This window comes from Streptomyces sp. NPDC102462, assembly GCF_044765425.1.
Lineage (GTDB): Bacteria > Actinomycetota > Actinomycetes > Streptomycetales > Streptomycetaceae > Streptomyces.
Genome location: NZ_JBIWKB010000080.1, coordinates 1 through 13,237, shown reverse-complemented (window position 1 = coordinate 13,237; position 13,237 = coordinate 1). Strand labels below are relative to the sequence as shown.

Annotated in this window: 7 protein-coding genes and 1 pseudogene; 2 read left to right on the top strand and 6 right to left on the bottom strand. The window is 70.0% G+C overall.

The features are described 5' to 3' along the window. Window positions 1-43 precede the first annotated feature (43 nt). The gene (locus ACIRFL_RS39375) at window positions 44-6,403 is read right to left on the bottom strand and encodes a DNRLRE domain-containing protein (RefSeq protein ID WP_404039109.1); all 6,360 of its coding nucleotides are present in this window, start codon (window positions 6,401-6,403) and stop codon (window positions 44-46) included. A 214-nt stretch (window positions 6,404-6,617) separates the two neighbouring features. On the opposite strand from ACIRFL_RS39375, the gene ACIRFL_RS39370 reads away from it, so the two are divergent. Next, window positions 6,618-7,763 (top strand): sensor histidine kinase, encoded by a 1,146-nt coding sequence (locus ACIRFL_RS39370; protein WP_404039106.1) that lies wholly within the window; start codon window positions 6,618-6,620, stop codon window positions 7,761-7,763. Here the strand turns inward: ACIRFL_RS39370 and ACIRFL_RS39365 are convergent. The 3 genes from ACIRFL_RS39365 to ACIRFL_RS39355 all read right to left on the bottom strand — a co-directional run bounded on the left by ACIRFL_RS39365 (window position 7,704) and on the right by ACIRFL_RS39355 (window position 10,117). After that, on the bottom strand, window positions 7,704-8,306 hold the full coding sequence (locus ACIRFL_RS39365; RefSeq protein WP_404039103.1) for a response regulator: 603 nt from the start codon (window positions 8,304-8,306) through the stop codon (window positions 7,704-7,706). The genes ACIRFL_RS39370 and ACIRFL_RS39365 overlap by 60 nt on opposite strands. A gap of 156 nt (window positions 8,307-8,462) precedes the next feature. Then, the gene (locus ACIRFL_RS39360) at window positions 8,463-8,906 is read right to left on the bottom strand and encodes a hypothetical protein (RefSeq protein ID WP_404039100.1); all 444 of its coding nucleotides are present in this window, start codon (window positions 8,904-8,906) and stop codon (window positions 8,463-8,465) included. Between the two features lie 164 nt (window positions 8,907-9,070). Continuing rightward, window positions 9,071-10,117, bottom strand: a complete 1,047-nt coding sequence (locus ACIRFL_RS39355; RefSeq protein ID WP_404039097.1) for a hypothetical protein — start codon at window positions 10,115-10,117, stop codon at window positions 9,071-9,073. A gap of 449 nt (window positions 10,118-10,566) precedes the next feature. Between ACIRFL_RS39355 and ACIRFL_RS39350 the strand changes: the two genes are divergently transcribed. After that, the gene (locus tag ACIRFL_RS39350; RefSeq protein WP_404039095.1) at window positions 10,567-11,217 is read left to right on the top strand and encodes a calcium-binding protein; all 651 of its coding nucleotides are present in this window, start codon (window positions 10,567-10,569) and stop codon (window positions 11,215-11,217) included. Window positions 11,218-11,277: 60 nt separating this feature from the next. On the opposite strand, the gene ACIRFL_RS39345 is transcribed toward ACIRFL_RS39350, so the two are convergent. Together ACIRFL_RS39345 and ACIRFL_RS39340 are read right to left on the bottom strand one after the other, a co-directional pair. Continuing rightward, on the bottom strand, window positions 11,278-11,949 hold the full coding sequence (locus ACIRFL_RS39345) for a response regulator (protein WP_404039092.1): 672 nt from the start codon (window positions 11,947-11,949) through the stop codon (window positions 11,278-11,280). Between the two features lie 97 nt (window positions 11,950-12,046). Further along, a pseudogene (locus ACIRFL_RS39340) lies at window positions 12,047-12,601 on the bottom strand (sensor histidine kinase); the annotation flags it as partial. Window positions 12,602-13,237: the final 636 nt, after the last annotated feature.

Sequence of the window (13,237 nt, the reverse complement as noted above, 5' to 3'; positions counted from 1 at the left end):
TGCCGTGCACCAGGCACGGCACCCCGACTTCAGCGGCAGCCGCCTAGCAGTACCGCATCTTCCAGCTCATGCCGCAGGTGAGTGTTCCCGTCCAGGCGTTACCTGCATAGTTCCAGGCAGTACGCCGCGAGGAGAACCGCATGGCGTGGCGGGCCCGCCCTGCGGCGTGTCGGCCGGCTCTGGCGAAGCCGCGGCTCGACTTCCACCACGACCCTGCTGCGAAGCGGCCCGCACCGACTCCGACAGCCGTCCACGCCGCATTCCTCAGGATGCTGCCACGCGACTTCCGCCACCCGTGCCTGCGCACGTCGGCGTAGGACGTCGCCGCGAACACCGCCACGCTGGCCACGGCACACGTTCCCGCCGAAGCGACGATGCACGCGGCGGTCGCGCCGTATCCGGCATAGGTACGCCAGTTCCTGCGGACGTTGCGGCCCACCCTGCGTGCGGCGCGCTTGACCTTCTTCCAGCTCCACCACTTGCCGTCGAGGTCGAAGCGGTTCAGCGGGTCCGCGTAGACGTAGTCGTAGGCGTTGGCGCTGCCACCGTAGACCGGGTCCATGGTCAGGAAGCGGCCGGTGGCGGGGTTGTAGAGCCGTACGCCCATCAGCGTCAGGCCGGTGAGTGTCTCGCTCGACCGCTGCTTGGCTCCGAGCCAGCCGTACCGCGCGGCGGTCTGGCTCACCCGGGGGTTGCCGTACTCGTCCGAGTCCAGGGCGACGGGTGGCTTGCTCGTGTCCAGCGGGAGCTGGAGTGCCACATCGCCGTGGATGGTGGTCAGGTGCAGGACCGTGTCCCCGGTCTTGGTGGTCGTGGCGGCGAGGTCACCGGACGCGGAGTCCACGTTGCGGGAGATCGCGCCGGTGGCGGTGTCCTCCACGATCCAGCGCGGGTTGTCACCGTCGCTGTCGTAGTGGTTGAGCTTGGACGCGGTCCGCGTCCAGGTGCTGCCGCCGCCGGTCTCGACCGTCCAGGAGCGGAAGCGCAGTGCGGCATCGAGCTGCCAGGTCTGGCGCTTGCCGCCCGCGGTCTGCTGGTACGCCAGGTCGTTGGCGTAGTAGCCGACGGTGCCCTGGCCCGGCAGGGCGGTGGTGCGGCCGAACGCGTCGTAGGTGTAACCGGAGTCGACGATCCGGTCGGCGCTGTCGTAGGCGGAGTTGGTGGTGGTGCCTCCGCTGGTCGGGCAGGAGGCACCGGGGGTGCCGCTCGCGGTGGTCAGGGACTTGCGGTTGGTGCGCGCGTCGAAGGTGTACGAGCGGCGGGTGCAGATCGTCTCGGAGGTGTCCTCGACGGTGGTGAGGCGCCCGATGGCGTCGTAGCGGTAGGTCTGGTCGGACCAGCCGGCGTGGCCGGCGACCTGGCCGTGGATGGACTCGGTCACGGTGTCCGAGTAGACGATCGTGCCGTCGCTGTCGCGGGTGTAGGTGCGGTCGGTCGCGGATCCGGTGGTGTCCTCGGTCTGGGTGAGGGTGTATCCGCCGGGCAGTTTCTCGGTGGCGACCGAGCCGTCCGCGTCGTAGGTGGCCTTGAAGGTGCCGGCCGCCGAGTCGGTGGTGCTGGTGACCAGGCCGCGCGGTTCGGCGGTGTGGTCGTAGGTGTAGGTGACGGTCGACGGGACGGTGTCGGTGGCCTTGACCGGGCGGCCCAGCAGGTCGTACTCGGTCGTGGTCGTGCCGCCGTCGGCGTCGGTGTAGGAGATCTGGCGGCCGAGCTTGTCGTACGCCTTGGTGATGGTGCCGCCGGTGGGCGAGGTGGTCTTGACGGCCTGGCCGGTGGCCGGGGCGTACTCGGTGGTGGACTCCGGGACCGCCTGGCCGGTGCCGCCGGTGATGGCGACCTTGGTCTGCCGGCCCGCGTCGTCGTACGACGTGGTGGTGGTGCGCGTCACGCCGTTGGCGGTCTCGGTGACCTTGTTCGGGTTGCCCCACCAGTCGTACTCGGTGGTGGTCGTGGGCAGCCCGGTCGGGTTGGAGCCGCCTGCGGTGATGGCGCCGCCCGCGGCGACGGAGCACACCAGGTCGGCCCACTCCGGGCGCCCGGCACAGGCGCCGGTGCCCGTCGCGGACCAGTACGTGGTCACCCGGGTGCCCGCGTCCGTTGCCGTGGCGCCGGGCAGGTACTGCCTGATGGTGCGGCCCTGCGCGTCGTACTCCGTCGTGGTGGTGATGGCCAGACCGTCCGGGTCCTGGATGGTCTTCGTCGGCAGACCCTTGGCCCAGTCGTAGACCGTCTGGGTCACGCGCATCTCGCCCTGGACGGACGGGTGCTCACGCACCTGGGCGCCGGTCGTCGTCCTGGTTACCTGGTCCTTGACCTTGGCGGTGCCGTCCGTCGGGCGGCCGGCGTCGAATTCGTTGACCTTCCATGTGCGGGCTGTCACCGATGTGCCGGCGGGAACGAGGGTGGTGGCGCCCTGCTTCAGGTCGGCGGTCAGGTCGACGCGGCGCAGCGGCCCGAACTCCTCCAGCTCCCGGGTTCCCGTGTCGTTGTAGACGGAGCGGGTGGCCAGCAGGTCGGCCCGCTCGGCGCTGGTGAGCTGCGCGATGCCGAGGTCGGCCTGGGCGGCCTTGTCGGCGGCGGTCACACCCAGGGCGACGCCGCGGTTGGCCGCGCTCAGCTCCCGGACCGTGTTGCCGAACCGGTCGTACTCGGTAGTGGTGAGGTACCCGCCGGGGGTGGCGGAGTTGACCTCACGGCCGGAGACGCCGAGGTAGTGGACCTCGGCCCGCTTGTAGCCGGACGCCGTCAGCGAGCCGCCGGAGTTCGACGCCGGAACGGCGTCGGCCGGGAAGACGGCGGTGGCGTCGGTCGGGGCGTCGAGCTGGCCCCAGCCCTTCACATCCGAGGCGCCCATCTTGTTCGGGGCGGTGCTGCCGGTCAGCGGCACGTCGTAGACGACGCTGGTGGCCGCCGTGCCCTCCTCGACATCGGCCGTGCCCTGCTTCAGCCCCGGGCGGGAGGCCTTGAGCAGCATGCCGTCCCCGGCGGTGGCGGCGCCTCCCGCCTTGCCGTAGGTGAAGGTCCACGGCAGTTCACCGGCCGGGGTGAGCTTGGTGACGCGGCCCGCGCTGTCGTAGGCGTACTCGGTCTTCAGCGACGGGCTGATCTGCGGGTTCCACACCTGGCGCAGTCGGCCGCCGCCGTCGTACAGGTACATCTGCACCGATTTCGACGTGGCCGCGGACGCGCCGGGGACGGTGGACCACAGGCGGATCTCCCTGACCTGCCCCGCGAAGTCGCCGTACGAGGTGTCGGTGGCCGTGGTGGAGGTCGCGTACACGAACTCCAGCAGACGACAGCCCTTGGTGGACGGGTCCGCGGTGCATGCTGCGGCCGTCGCGGCCGACGTAGGGGCGATGATCCGCTTCGGACGCGCCAGCTTCTTGCCGTCCACCGTCACCGTCTCGGAGATCACGGTGGTCGTGGAGTTCGCCAGGCCGTCCAGCAGGGTGCTGGAGACCTGCCAGGTGGCGGCGGCCGTGTCCGGCTTGGTGAACTCGGTGACCGTGCCCTCGGTGTCCGTGAGGGTGAAGCTGCCGCTCACGCTGCCCTTGAGCGTCAGGTCCTCCGAGCCCGGCTCGGAAATCCATGCGGTCCTGGCCGCGTTCGCGGTGAAGTGGGTCTCCTCGCCCTCGGCGTCGACGACGGCCACCGCGGTGTCGGAGATCTTGCGGATGTGGCTGAAGTCGGAGTCGGTCATCTCGGCGGCGGTGCCGGCCACCCACTCCTTGCCGAAGATCGCGGCCTGGCCCTCCTGCTTGGCGCCCTTGTCCGGGACGCGCGAGGACGCGCTGCGCGACACTGCCAGGTCGAACGCCGAGGCGTCGGTGGCCGACAGCGTGTAGTCGCCGGTGAGCAGGTTCACGCTGCCCGGGCCGACCTCGTCGGTTGCGGCGCCGTCGGCGTTGCGGTCGACGACGACGGTCAGCGGTTCGGTGCTGCCGGAGGCGCTGTTCGGGCCGGTGAAGTCGGCCTTGATCTGCACGGAGCCGTCGGGGTCCACGGTGCCGGCGGCGTTCCACACCAGTTGGGCGTTCTTGCCGTTGGTCAGCGCCACCGGCCATGCGGTGAGTCCGTTGCCGCCCGAGGTGACGTCCGCGACCGGGATCCTCACCCAGTCGTCGGCCTCGGAGCGGCGCCAGGAGAAGGACACGCTGGTGTACTTGCCGGCGTCGGCCTCGGCGACCAACGGCAGGCGGCGGGCGGTGCGTTCGCTGTCGGAGGGCTGGATGAAGCCGCCGGGCCCCGCGTGGAAGGTGTACTCGATGGCCTCGGACTTGTTGTCCGCCTTGTCCACGGCCCGGACCTGAAGGGTGTGGGTGCCGTCCTTCGGCGGTGCGATGCTGAGGGCCTTGTCCGCGGCCGAGCCGCCGGTGGCGACCTTGGTCCAGGTCACACCGTCCAGCGACCACTCCAGCCAGTTGTGGTCGGAGCCGGGCGGAGTGGCGGTGAAGGTACCGGCCTGGCCGGCGCCCTTGACCCACTTGTCCGACGGGTAGTCCGTGGACGTGATCTTCGCGGGGGCGGAGGGCGCCTTGGTGTCGACCGTGAACGTCTTCCAGGCCGACCAGCCGGTGTTGTAGTGCGTGCCGTCGTACGGCGACGTACGGAACTTGTAGGTCTTGCCGTCCACGAGCACGCCGGAGGGCACGGTCACCGACGCAACCTGGCCGGAGGGCACGTACTTGGACACCAGGTAGGTGCCGACCTGGGTGTCGGTGGCGCTGTCCCGGATCTCGAAGGTGCCGTTGACCTTGTCACCGTCGGCATCGACGAAGGTGTCCCGCAGCGTCGGCGTCATGGTGTTGACCATGTAGGCGCCGCTGTAGGAGAAGTACGGCGGGCCTGCCTCCTGCTTGGTTCCGGTGCGCGGCCGGTAGTTGTAGTTGACGACCAGCTTCGGCGGGTTGGAGGCGGCGTTGGCGGAGTTGACCCGCTTCCACTGGCCCACGACCGTCTCGTCGGAGGCGCGGATACCCATGTGGCCTCGGGTGGCCTTGGCCGAGGCCCACTCCTGCACCAGCGTCGTCACGTCGGCGTTGATCCAGCCGTCCGGCTGGGTGGAGCATCCGGCGTTGCCGCGGGTCTCCGTGGAGGTGGCCTTCTTCGCCGTCATCGTCGGACGGTTCGTCCACCGGCTGGAGGTGGACGCCGCCGCGGAGGACCAGACCTCCCACGGGTAGAGCTTGCAGTCGGTGTTACCCGAGTGGAAGTTCCACAGGCTCAGCTTCGCGTCGAGAACCAGCGCGTCCTGGACCGGTGTGGTGTTCCACGAGACGAAGGTCTGTGCCGTGCGCGGGGTACCGTCTGCGTTCTTCGTACCGGGATTGCCGAAGTCCAGTTCGGTGTCGGTGGACCAGTCGACCGTCTCGCCCTGCTGCACATAGGTGTCGAAGACGTTGGACAGCGCGGAGGTGGACGGGTCGACGGTGACCGGGTACTGGGTGTCCGGGTCGGCGAGGAACGTGGCGTCCGGGGTGATCACCAGGTCGACGGACGAGCCCTTCTGCACGACCTTGAGGCCGACCTGGGCACGGTGGGTGTGCTCGCCGGACCGTTTGTCGACCGACGCGTCCCACATCACCGGTGCCGGCATGACGGCCCGCTTCTTGTTCTTCTTGTCGGTGAACAGCACGCTGCCGTCGGACAGTTGCTTCGCCTTCAGGCCCTTGGCCTTCAGCGGCAGCGTGTAGGAGTAGCCGCCCGTCCCGGGGCGCTGCCTGATCTCGACGTACTGTTCGAACCCGGTACGCGTGGCTTCGACGACCACGTCCGCGCCCGGTACGGCGTCGGTGTACTCCGCTCGTGTCCCGTCGAGCTTGGGCTGCGGCAGACCGCCCTTCCACTGGAGGGTGATCTGCTGGTCGCCCTCGCCGAGCGTCACCAGGTCGGTGGCCTTGGCCGCACGCGCGGCCTTCAGCGACGTCGCCGGAATCCCGGACTCGCCGGCCAGGCGCAGCCCTTCCGGGTGGGCCTTCGGCTCGACTCCGCCGGCCACTTCCTGAAGCTCGACGTCGACGTCGGTCCACTGGCCGTCGCGTTGGAACCGGATCGGTCCCGCAGCCATCTCCGTGGTCAGACTGCCGTCCTTGTCGGCCCAGGTGGTCGAGGTCTCGGTCCGCTCGCTCAACGCCTCCACGCGATGGCCCTGCAGCCGGGCGGCGACGCGGGCGGAGGGTATGTCGGCCGCCTGCTGGACACTCGGCTTCTTCGGCTCGGCCGCGGGCGCTTCCTGGCGTTGGCCGGAGAGGTTGAGGGCCACGGCGTCACCCGTCTCGCCGACCAAGAGGGCGGCTTCGGCCGCCAGCAGCATGGCGGCGCTCAGCGCGATACGCGACAGAGCCCGTCTGCGACGGTGGAGGGCGAGCGCAGGGCCCCGCGAGCGGGGCACGGCATGTCTCATCGAATGGCATCCCTTGCGACTGGGAACATACGGGCGCCCGATCCGATCACTCTTGCGATCACGAAAGAAGTGAGATCTTCACCAGTCCTGTGCACAACCTTTGCCCCACCTGAGCGGTCATCCGTGGGCGGTGAGGTGCGCCTTTCACTGGTCAACCGCAAAAAAGTGAGAGCTGAGTGTCGTGGGGGGAACAACGGTGGGGCATCGGATACGGATGAGTCAGGCTTCCCGAGTAGCCTGGCTGTCCCTCGCACTCCTGGTGACCGGTTCGCTCACGCTGCTCGCCGTGGACGTGCTGGCCCAGCCCCTCAGCAAAGGAACGCTGATCACCGGGCTCATCCTGCTGATCCTGCTTCCCGCCGTGCTGCTGGGCCAGTACGCGCCGCCGCCCTACCGACTGCCGCATCAGTGGCGGTGGCGACTGCTCGGCCTCCAGACCCTGCTCACCTACCTGCCCGTGCTGGTCTTCGAGTACAAGTGGCTGAGCCTGTTGGGCTTCCTGGCCGGGGCTGTGCTGCTGACCGTGCCCCGGCCCGCGTCCATCGCCATCGCGGTGGCGGTCGCGGCGAGCGGGCCGCTGCTGGTGCACAGCAGCCTGGTGAACACGCACCGCAGCGGGATGAGCGTTCTGGTGTCCACGGTGGTGACCGGAAGTGGCGTGTACGCGGTCGTCCACCTCGCGCTGCTCGCCGCGCGGCTGCAGGCATCGCACAGTCAGGCGGCCCGGCTCGCCGAACACCGGGAACGGGCCCGGATATCGCAGGACCTGCACGACCTGGTCGGCTCCTCCCTCATCGCCATCGCCGTGCAGAGCGAGAGCGCGCTGCGTCGCACCCCGGTCTCCTCACCCGGCCATGAGGCGCTGAGCGACATCGCGAAGATGGCACGACGGGCCCACGCCGAGGTGCGGGGTATCACGGGGAACCGCCTCTCCGCCGACCTGCACACGGAACTCGTGCACGCTCGAAGCCTGTTGTCGCGGTCCGGGATCGCCACCCGTACCTCGCTCCTGCCCCAGCGGGAACTCCCGGGGCCGGTGAGCCACTGTCTGGGCGCTGTGCTGCGCGAAGGCATCGGCAACGTGCTCCAGCACAGCCGGGCGTCCCGCTGCGACATCGAGGTGAAGGTGGTCCGGTCCCGTGTCCGGCTGCGCATCGTCAACAACGGCGTCGCACCGGTCCCGGAGGGTGCTCGCTCCGGTAGCGGCCTGACCAGCCTGAAGTTCCGTGCCCTGGCGATGAGCGGCACGCTCGAAGCGGAAGTCACGGGTCCACGTTTCAGCCTGACCGCCGACCTGCCCCTAGATCCATCCGTGACGCTCGGCGATGCGGATCGCGTCCACCAGGGTGCGGGCGTGTAACTTCCCCACCGCGGCCGACAAGCGGTTGCGTACGGTGCCCACGCTGAGGAACAGCTCGCCGGCGATCGCCCGCGCATCCGCACCGCTCGCGGCCAGCCTGAGCACCTCCGCCTCGCGCGCCGTGAGCGGGGTGACCGATCCCACCGAGTCGGCGAGCTCGCGTGGTTCGATCACCCGGCCACCGACGGCGACCGTGCGAACGGCCTCCGCGAGTTCCTTCGGCGAGACGCTCTTCAGTACGTACCCGGACGCTCCCGCGTCCAAGGCACGCTGCACGTGACCGGGCCGGTCCAGGGCCGTGAGCATGACGGTACGGCAGGCCGGCACCCGCTCGGACAGCTCATGCGCCAAGGCCAGGCCGTCCATGCCCGGCAGGTCGATGTCGAGGAGCGCGACATCCGGTGCCGCTCGCTCCACGGCCTCCAGTGCTTCGGCCGCGTCGGCAGCCTGAGACACGACCTCGATGCCGAACTCATCATCGAGGAGAGCGACCAGGCCCGCCCGGACCACCTGCATGTCTTCCACGACGAGCATCCTGATCATGGATTGAATGCTCCAGTCCGCCTCGCGTGAGCGCACTGCCAGAGCCCGGCAGTGATGTCCCTTGCGAGGCTGCCGGATTCAGGAATGATGCCGGCCCCGCGGCTCGGCAGTCCCCACCGGAGGCGGCACAGGTCACGGCGGACTGAACCACGCCGGTCACATGCCGGCGAGGCGCTGGACCTTGGCGAGTTTGCAGGTGACGTCCGAGGTGACCTGGGCCGTCCCGTCGGCCGTCTCCTTCGCCTGTTGGTTCGCCGCCAGACTGTTCGCGATTGCGGCGCCCTCCGCCACCCTCGTCCCGCCGCCGTCGACGAACTCGAGCCGAATGGTGTAGGTCGCCGTGTCGCTGCCGTGGTTGGTCACCGTGAGTTCGGCCTTGGGTATCTTCGTGGCGGCGTCGACCGCGCAGGAGTCGATCGTCACGTCAGCCGACGCATCGTCAGCAACGCCGGCCGTCGGAGCGCCGGTGGCGGCAGTGACCGACGGGGGAATGACGGTCGGGGTGCTGTCGTCGCCGCCGGTGACAGCGCGACCGTCGCTGGACGAACACGCGGTGACAGCGGCCAGGGCGGCCACGGCGAGCAACGCCGCCGTGGACATGGTCCTTGTTCGGATGCGCAACGGACCTTCTCTTCCTCTGGAGGGGCGACGAGCACGGACAGGATATCAGCTCATATGGATGGCTGAGAAAAGTCATTCACATGAGCTGATATCGGATGGCTGGGTCGGGCGGTCAGCGGCCGGCGCTGTGCCGGGCGGCGGCCCTATCGAACCGAGACCTCGGGGTCGGGTTTCGCGCCGGTCAGCAGTGGCCCGAGATCTCCGCTCGTCCAGGCGTCGAACAGCGCCCGCGTCGAACCGGTGGGCCGCGCGGTCAGTCGTACGACGTGGGAGGGACCGCCGATGACCTTGGCCCGTGGCTGGGTGAGGAGGTTCGACCAGGGCTCGGCGGACAGGGCGGAGACCGTCGACTTCACCCGGCTGGGCCAGGCCGACGCGATCGCCTCGGCCGCGTCCTGGCTCGCCGTCGTCATGCAGACGACCTCCGTGGCATCGGTCCCCGACGACTCTGTGACGCCGACGCCCAGCGGCGTGGTAGCGATCTTCACGTCGAAGCCGATCCGTGCGGCCTTGACCTGGCCGAGGCAGTCCGCGATCCCGCCGACCGCCTCGTTGTCGGCGAGCGGCTTGGTGACGGGGAGCGCCTTGTCGATGTCCGCGCTCGATCCTGCGTAGACGATGCGTTGCGGTGAGACACGTACGACGTTCAGCGCGGTGACGATGCCCAGCTGTGCGAGCGGGTCCTTCTCGTCGATCTTGTGGTGGTCGCGGATGATCCAGGTTGTCTCCCCACCGGCGAGGTCGTGCTGCGCGTACCCGAGCTTCCGGAGCTTCGAGCCGATCGCCGTCGTGTTGAAGGTTCCGTACAGGAAGCCGACCGGGTCGGGCGGGTAGCCGACCGAGAGGGCGGTCCGGGCCGCGAACGGATCGATGCCGGTCAGCTCGGGCAGCAGCGCCGCGGCATCGGCCAGCTTGGGCTCGCCGTATCCGAGCAGTGGGTCCGGCTTCGAGCCGGACCCGCCGTCGCTCCGGGAGCGGAGCGCAGCCACGTCGCCGAACTCGATCCAGTCTTGCGTCAGATGGCTGTCCTGTACTCGGCTCAGCGCGGTGACCAGTGCGGTGCGCGGTCTCTCGCCGTCGTCGTCGCCCTTCGCCGCGCCGCTCGTGCCGCAGCCGCTCGCGACGACGACGGACAGGACCGCGCATGCTCCGCTTCCCCACCGCGCCGCATGGGATCGTCCTGGCTTCAAGAATCTGCCCCCGACCTCGATGATCTGAACTCAGATTCATGAGGTTACATCATCCATTCACATGAGCTGCAGGTACGCCGGGAGGTCCGAGCCCCGGACCACGAAGCAGGGAACGGGGCAACCATCGGGCCGGTCAGGCAGTCGTAGGGGGTGACAGACATCCGTCTGCCGCCCTTGCTGTCAAATCCCCTCGCTCGTAGGGCCGTTGACAGCGTGGCCTGACATCCCTGGGGGGACTCATGAGCCGCTTCGCCGCACCACCTGGGGCCGGACAAAGCGGTCGGCGCGACATCGCTCAGCTCACCGCCACCGCACGTGCCCCACGGCGCAGGCCCGGCCGGCGCGCGACATCCCGCAGTGCCGTGGTCGGGGCCGTCGCCGTTCTGCTGGCGGGGGCCGGCGCCTCGGCCGATGCCACGCCCGGCGGCCCTGTGGTCAGCGGTGCCACCGTGAACTCCGGACATGACGTCATCGTGGGCATCACACACAACGTGGTGTTCCCGGTCACGGTCACCGGATCGGACGACTCCGGCCTGTCGTTCGCCGATGTGGATCTGAAGGGGCCGCACGGCGGTTTCTACACCACCGACGCGTTCTGCGAGACCGCGACGGCATGCACGACGGTGTTCACCGCCAACGCCCACCCGGCACCGGGCAGCGACGATCCGGTGGACCTGGCCAACGCCAACGCGGGAACATGGTCGGTCGACGCCTTGGTCGACGCCAACGACGGCGATTCGGTCTTCGCCCCCGGTGTGGGGTCGTTCGGCCTCAAGCGTGCCGCGCAGCTCACGGTCAACGCCTCACCGGAACCGGTGGCCAAGGGCGCTCGTATCACCGTCACCGGCAAGCTCGTGCGGGCCGACTGGGACACCTACCGGTATGCGGGATACGCGGGCCGAGGCGTCAAACTGCAGTTCCGCCCCAAGGGCAGCAGCACCTACACCACCGTGGCCACGGTGAAGACCAGCGGCACCGGCACCCTGCGCGCCACGGTCAAGGCGGTCAGGGACGGCTACTGGCGGTGGAAGTTCACCGGCACCACCACCACCACCGGCCCGGCCACGGCCGCCGGCGACTACGTCGATGTACGCCCCTGATACGGCCAAACACCGCCCTGAGCAACCGATGAGGGCCTGAGCCCGGCCGGGTGCTCGGAGTCAGCCGCCGCCCGGGCGCACCAGGCCGTGGTCGAAGGCGAAGACGACGGCGTGGACGCGGTCGCGCAGGGCGAGTTTGTCCAGGACACGTGTGACGTGTGTCTTCACGGTCGCCTCGCCGATGTGGAGGCGCGCGGCGATCTCCGCGTTGGACAGGCCGCGGCCGAGCAGGAGCAGGACACCGTGTTCGCGTCCGGTGAGCCGGGACAGGCGACGGGTGATCTCCGGCTGGTGTGCGGCCGGGGTCGCGCGGGCGAACTCGGCGAGCAGGCGCCGGGTTATCGACGGGCCGAGCAGGGCCTCTCCGGCGGCTAGGGTGCGGATGCCGTCGATGAGGACTTCCGGCGGGCTGCGCTTGAGGAGGAAGCCGCCGGCGCCGGCGCGAACGGCGTCGAATACGTACTCGTCGAGCTCGAAGGTGGTCAGGATCAGCACTCTGGGCCCGCCGTGCTGGGCGGCGCCGGTGATCTGCCGTGTGGCGGCCACTCCGTCGAGCAGCGGCATCCGTACGTCCATCAGCACCACGTCCGGCGCCGTGGCCGCGGCCAGCCGCACCGTCTCCCGGCCGTCGGCGGCCTCGCCGACCACGGTGAGGTCGGGCTGGGTCTGCAGCATCATCCGCAGGCCGGCGCGCATCAGGTCCTCGTCGTCGGCGAGCAGGACACGTATCACGAGGGCTCCTCCTTGGAGGCGAGCGCGGCTTGTGCGGGGTGCGCGGCTTTCGCAGCCGGGCCGGCCTCTTCGACGGCATCGGCATGTCGAGCGGGATCACGGCGGCCACGCGCCAGCCGCCGCCGTCGCACGGGCCCGCCTCAAGGCTGCCGCCGAGGACGCTGACGCGTTCCCGCATCGCGGTCAGCCCCCGTCCGCCGCCCGGCCGGTGTGCCGCGGAGCCGGGCCCGTCGTCGGTGACGACCACACCGGCCGCACCGTCCTTCACGTCGACGGTGACGACAGCCCGGGCCGGGCGCGCGTGGCGGACGACGTTGGTCAGCGCCTCCTGCGCGATGCGGCCGACCGCGTGGGCAACCGGGGGAACCAGGCGCTCCAGCAACCACGGTTCGCAAAGCCGCAGTTGGACGGTGACGTCAGCGGGCAGACGAGCCACCATCGCCCGGAGCGAGGCGTCGAGGTCGTAGCCGTCGGTGAGGAGGCCGAGGATCCGGTCGAGGTCGGTCATCGCGCTCCGCCCGACCTCCTCGATCCGCGACAACGCCTCACGCACGGGCGGCGACTGGCTCCCGCGGGTGAGCCTGGCGGCCCCGGCATGGGTGACCATCACGGTCACCGCATGGCCGACCGCGTCGTGCAACTCCCTGGCCATCCGGGGTGGTTCCGCTGAGACGGCCTGTTCGCTCTCGCGGGCCCGAAGGGCGTCCCGCACCTCGCGACGCGCCCGTCCGGCGGACCCGGTGATCCAGGCCACCGTGTGCACGGCGAGTGCGGGCACGAAGGCGTTCTGGTCGGCGACGAGTGCGGCGACGGCCATGAGGGCCGGGGGTGCCGCGCACGTGACGGCTTGCCCGACCGGCCGGGTCTGCACCACAAGCGTGAGGGCGAGCGCGGTCGCCAGCGACACGTTCGTGACCTCCGCCCCCGCTGCGACCGCCGTCACGGTCGCCGCCGCGGCCGCCCACAAGGCACACAGCGGTGCGAACCGTCGCCCCGCGATCGCCACGAACCACACCACCGCGCACCCGCGTTCGGCGATCCCGCCGGACAGCACCGAGGCCGTGTGGTCGGACGGCCCGACGGCGATGACCGCCGACAGGTACGCGATGACCATGTCGAGCAGCACCCACAACGGCCCCGGTCCACGGCCAGGTCGAGCCGCGCTCTCTTCCACCGCTTCCCCACGGCGACCAGGCTAGTGTCTCGTGACCCTGATTGAGTTACTTCGAGTTGTTATTGACGAGTTTCTTCACGCTGGTCTGGACGAGTCGGACCTTGGCGAGGATCT

What these genes read in the sequence shown, in the direction of transcription:
- ACIRFL_RS39375 (WP_404039109.1), bottom strand. Translation starts at nt 6,403, where the DNA reads ATGAGACATGCCGTGCCCCGCTCGCGGGGCCCTGCGCTCGCCCTCCAC.
- ACIRFL_RS39370 (WP_404039106.1), top strand. Translation starts at nt 6,618, where the DNA reads ATGAGTCAGGCTTCCCGAGTAGCCTGGCTGTCCCTCGCACTCCTGGTG.
- ACIRFL_RS39365 (WP_404039103.1), bottom strand. Translation starts at nt 8,306, where the DNA reads ATGATCAGGATGCTCGTCGTGGAAGACATGCAGGTGGTCCGGGCGGGC.
- ACIRFL_RS39360 (WP_404039100.1), bottom strand. Translation starts at nt 8,906, where the DNA reads ATGTCCACGGCGGCGTTGCTCGCCGTGGCCGCCCTGGCCGCTGTCACC.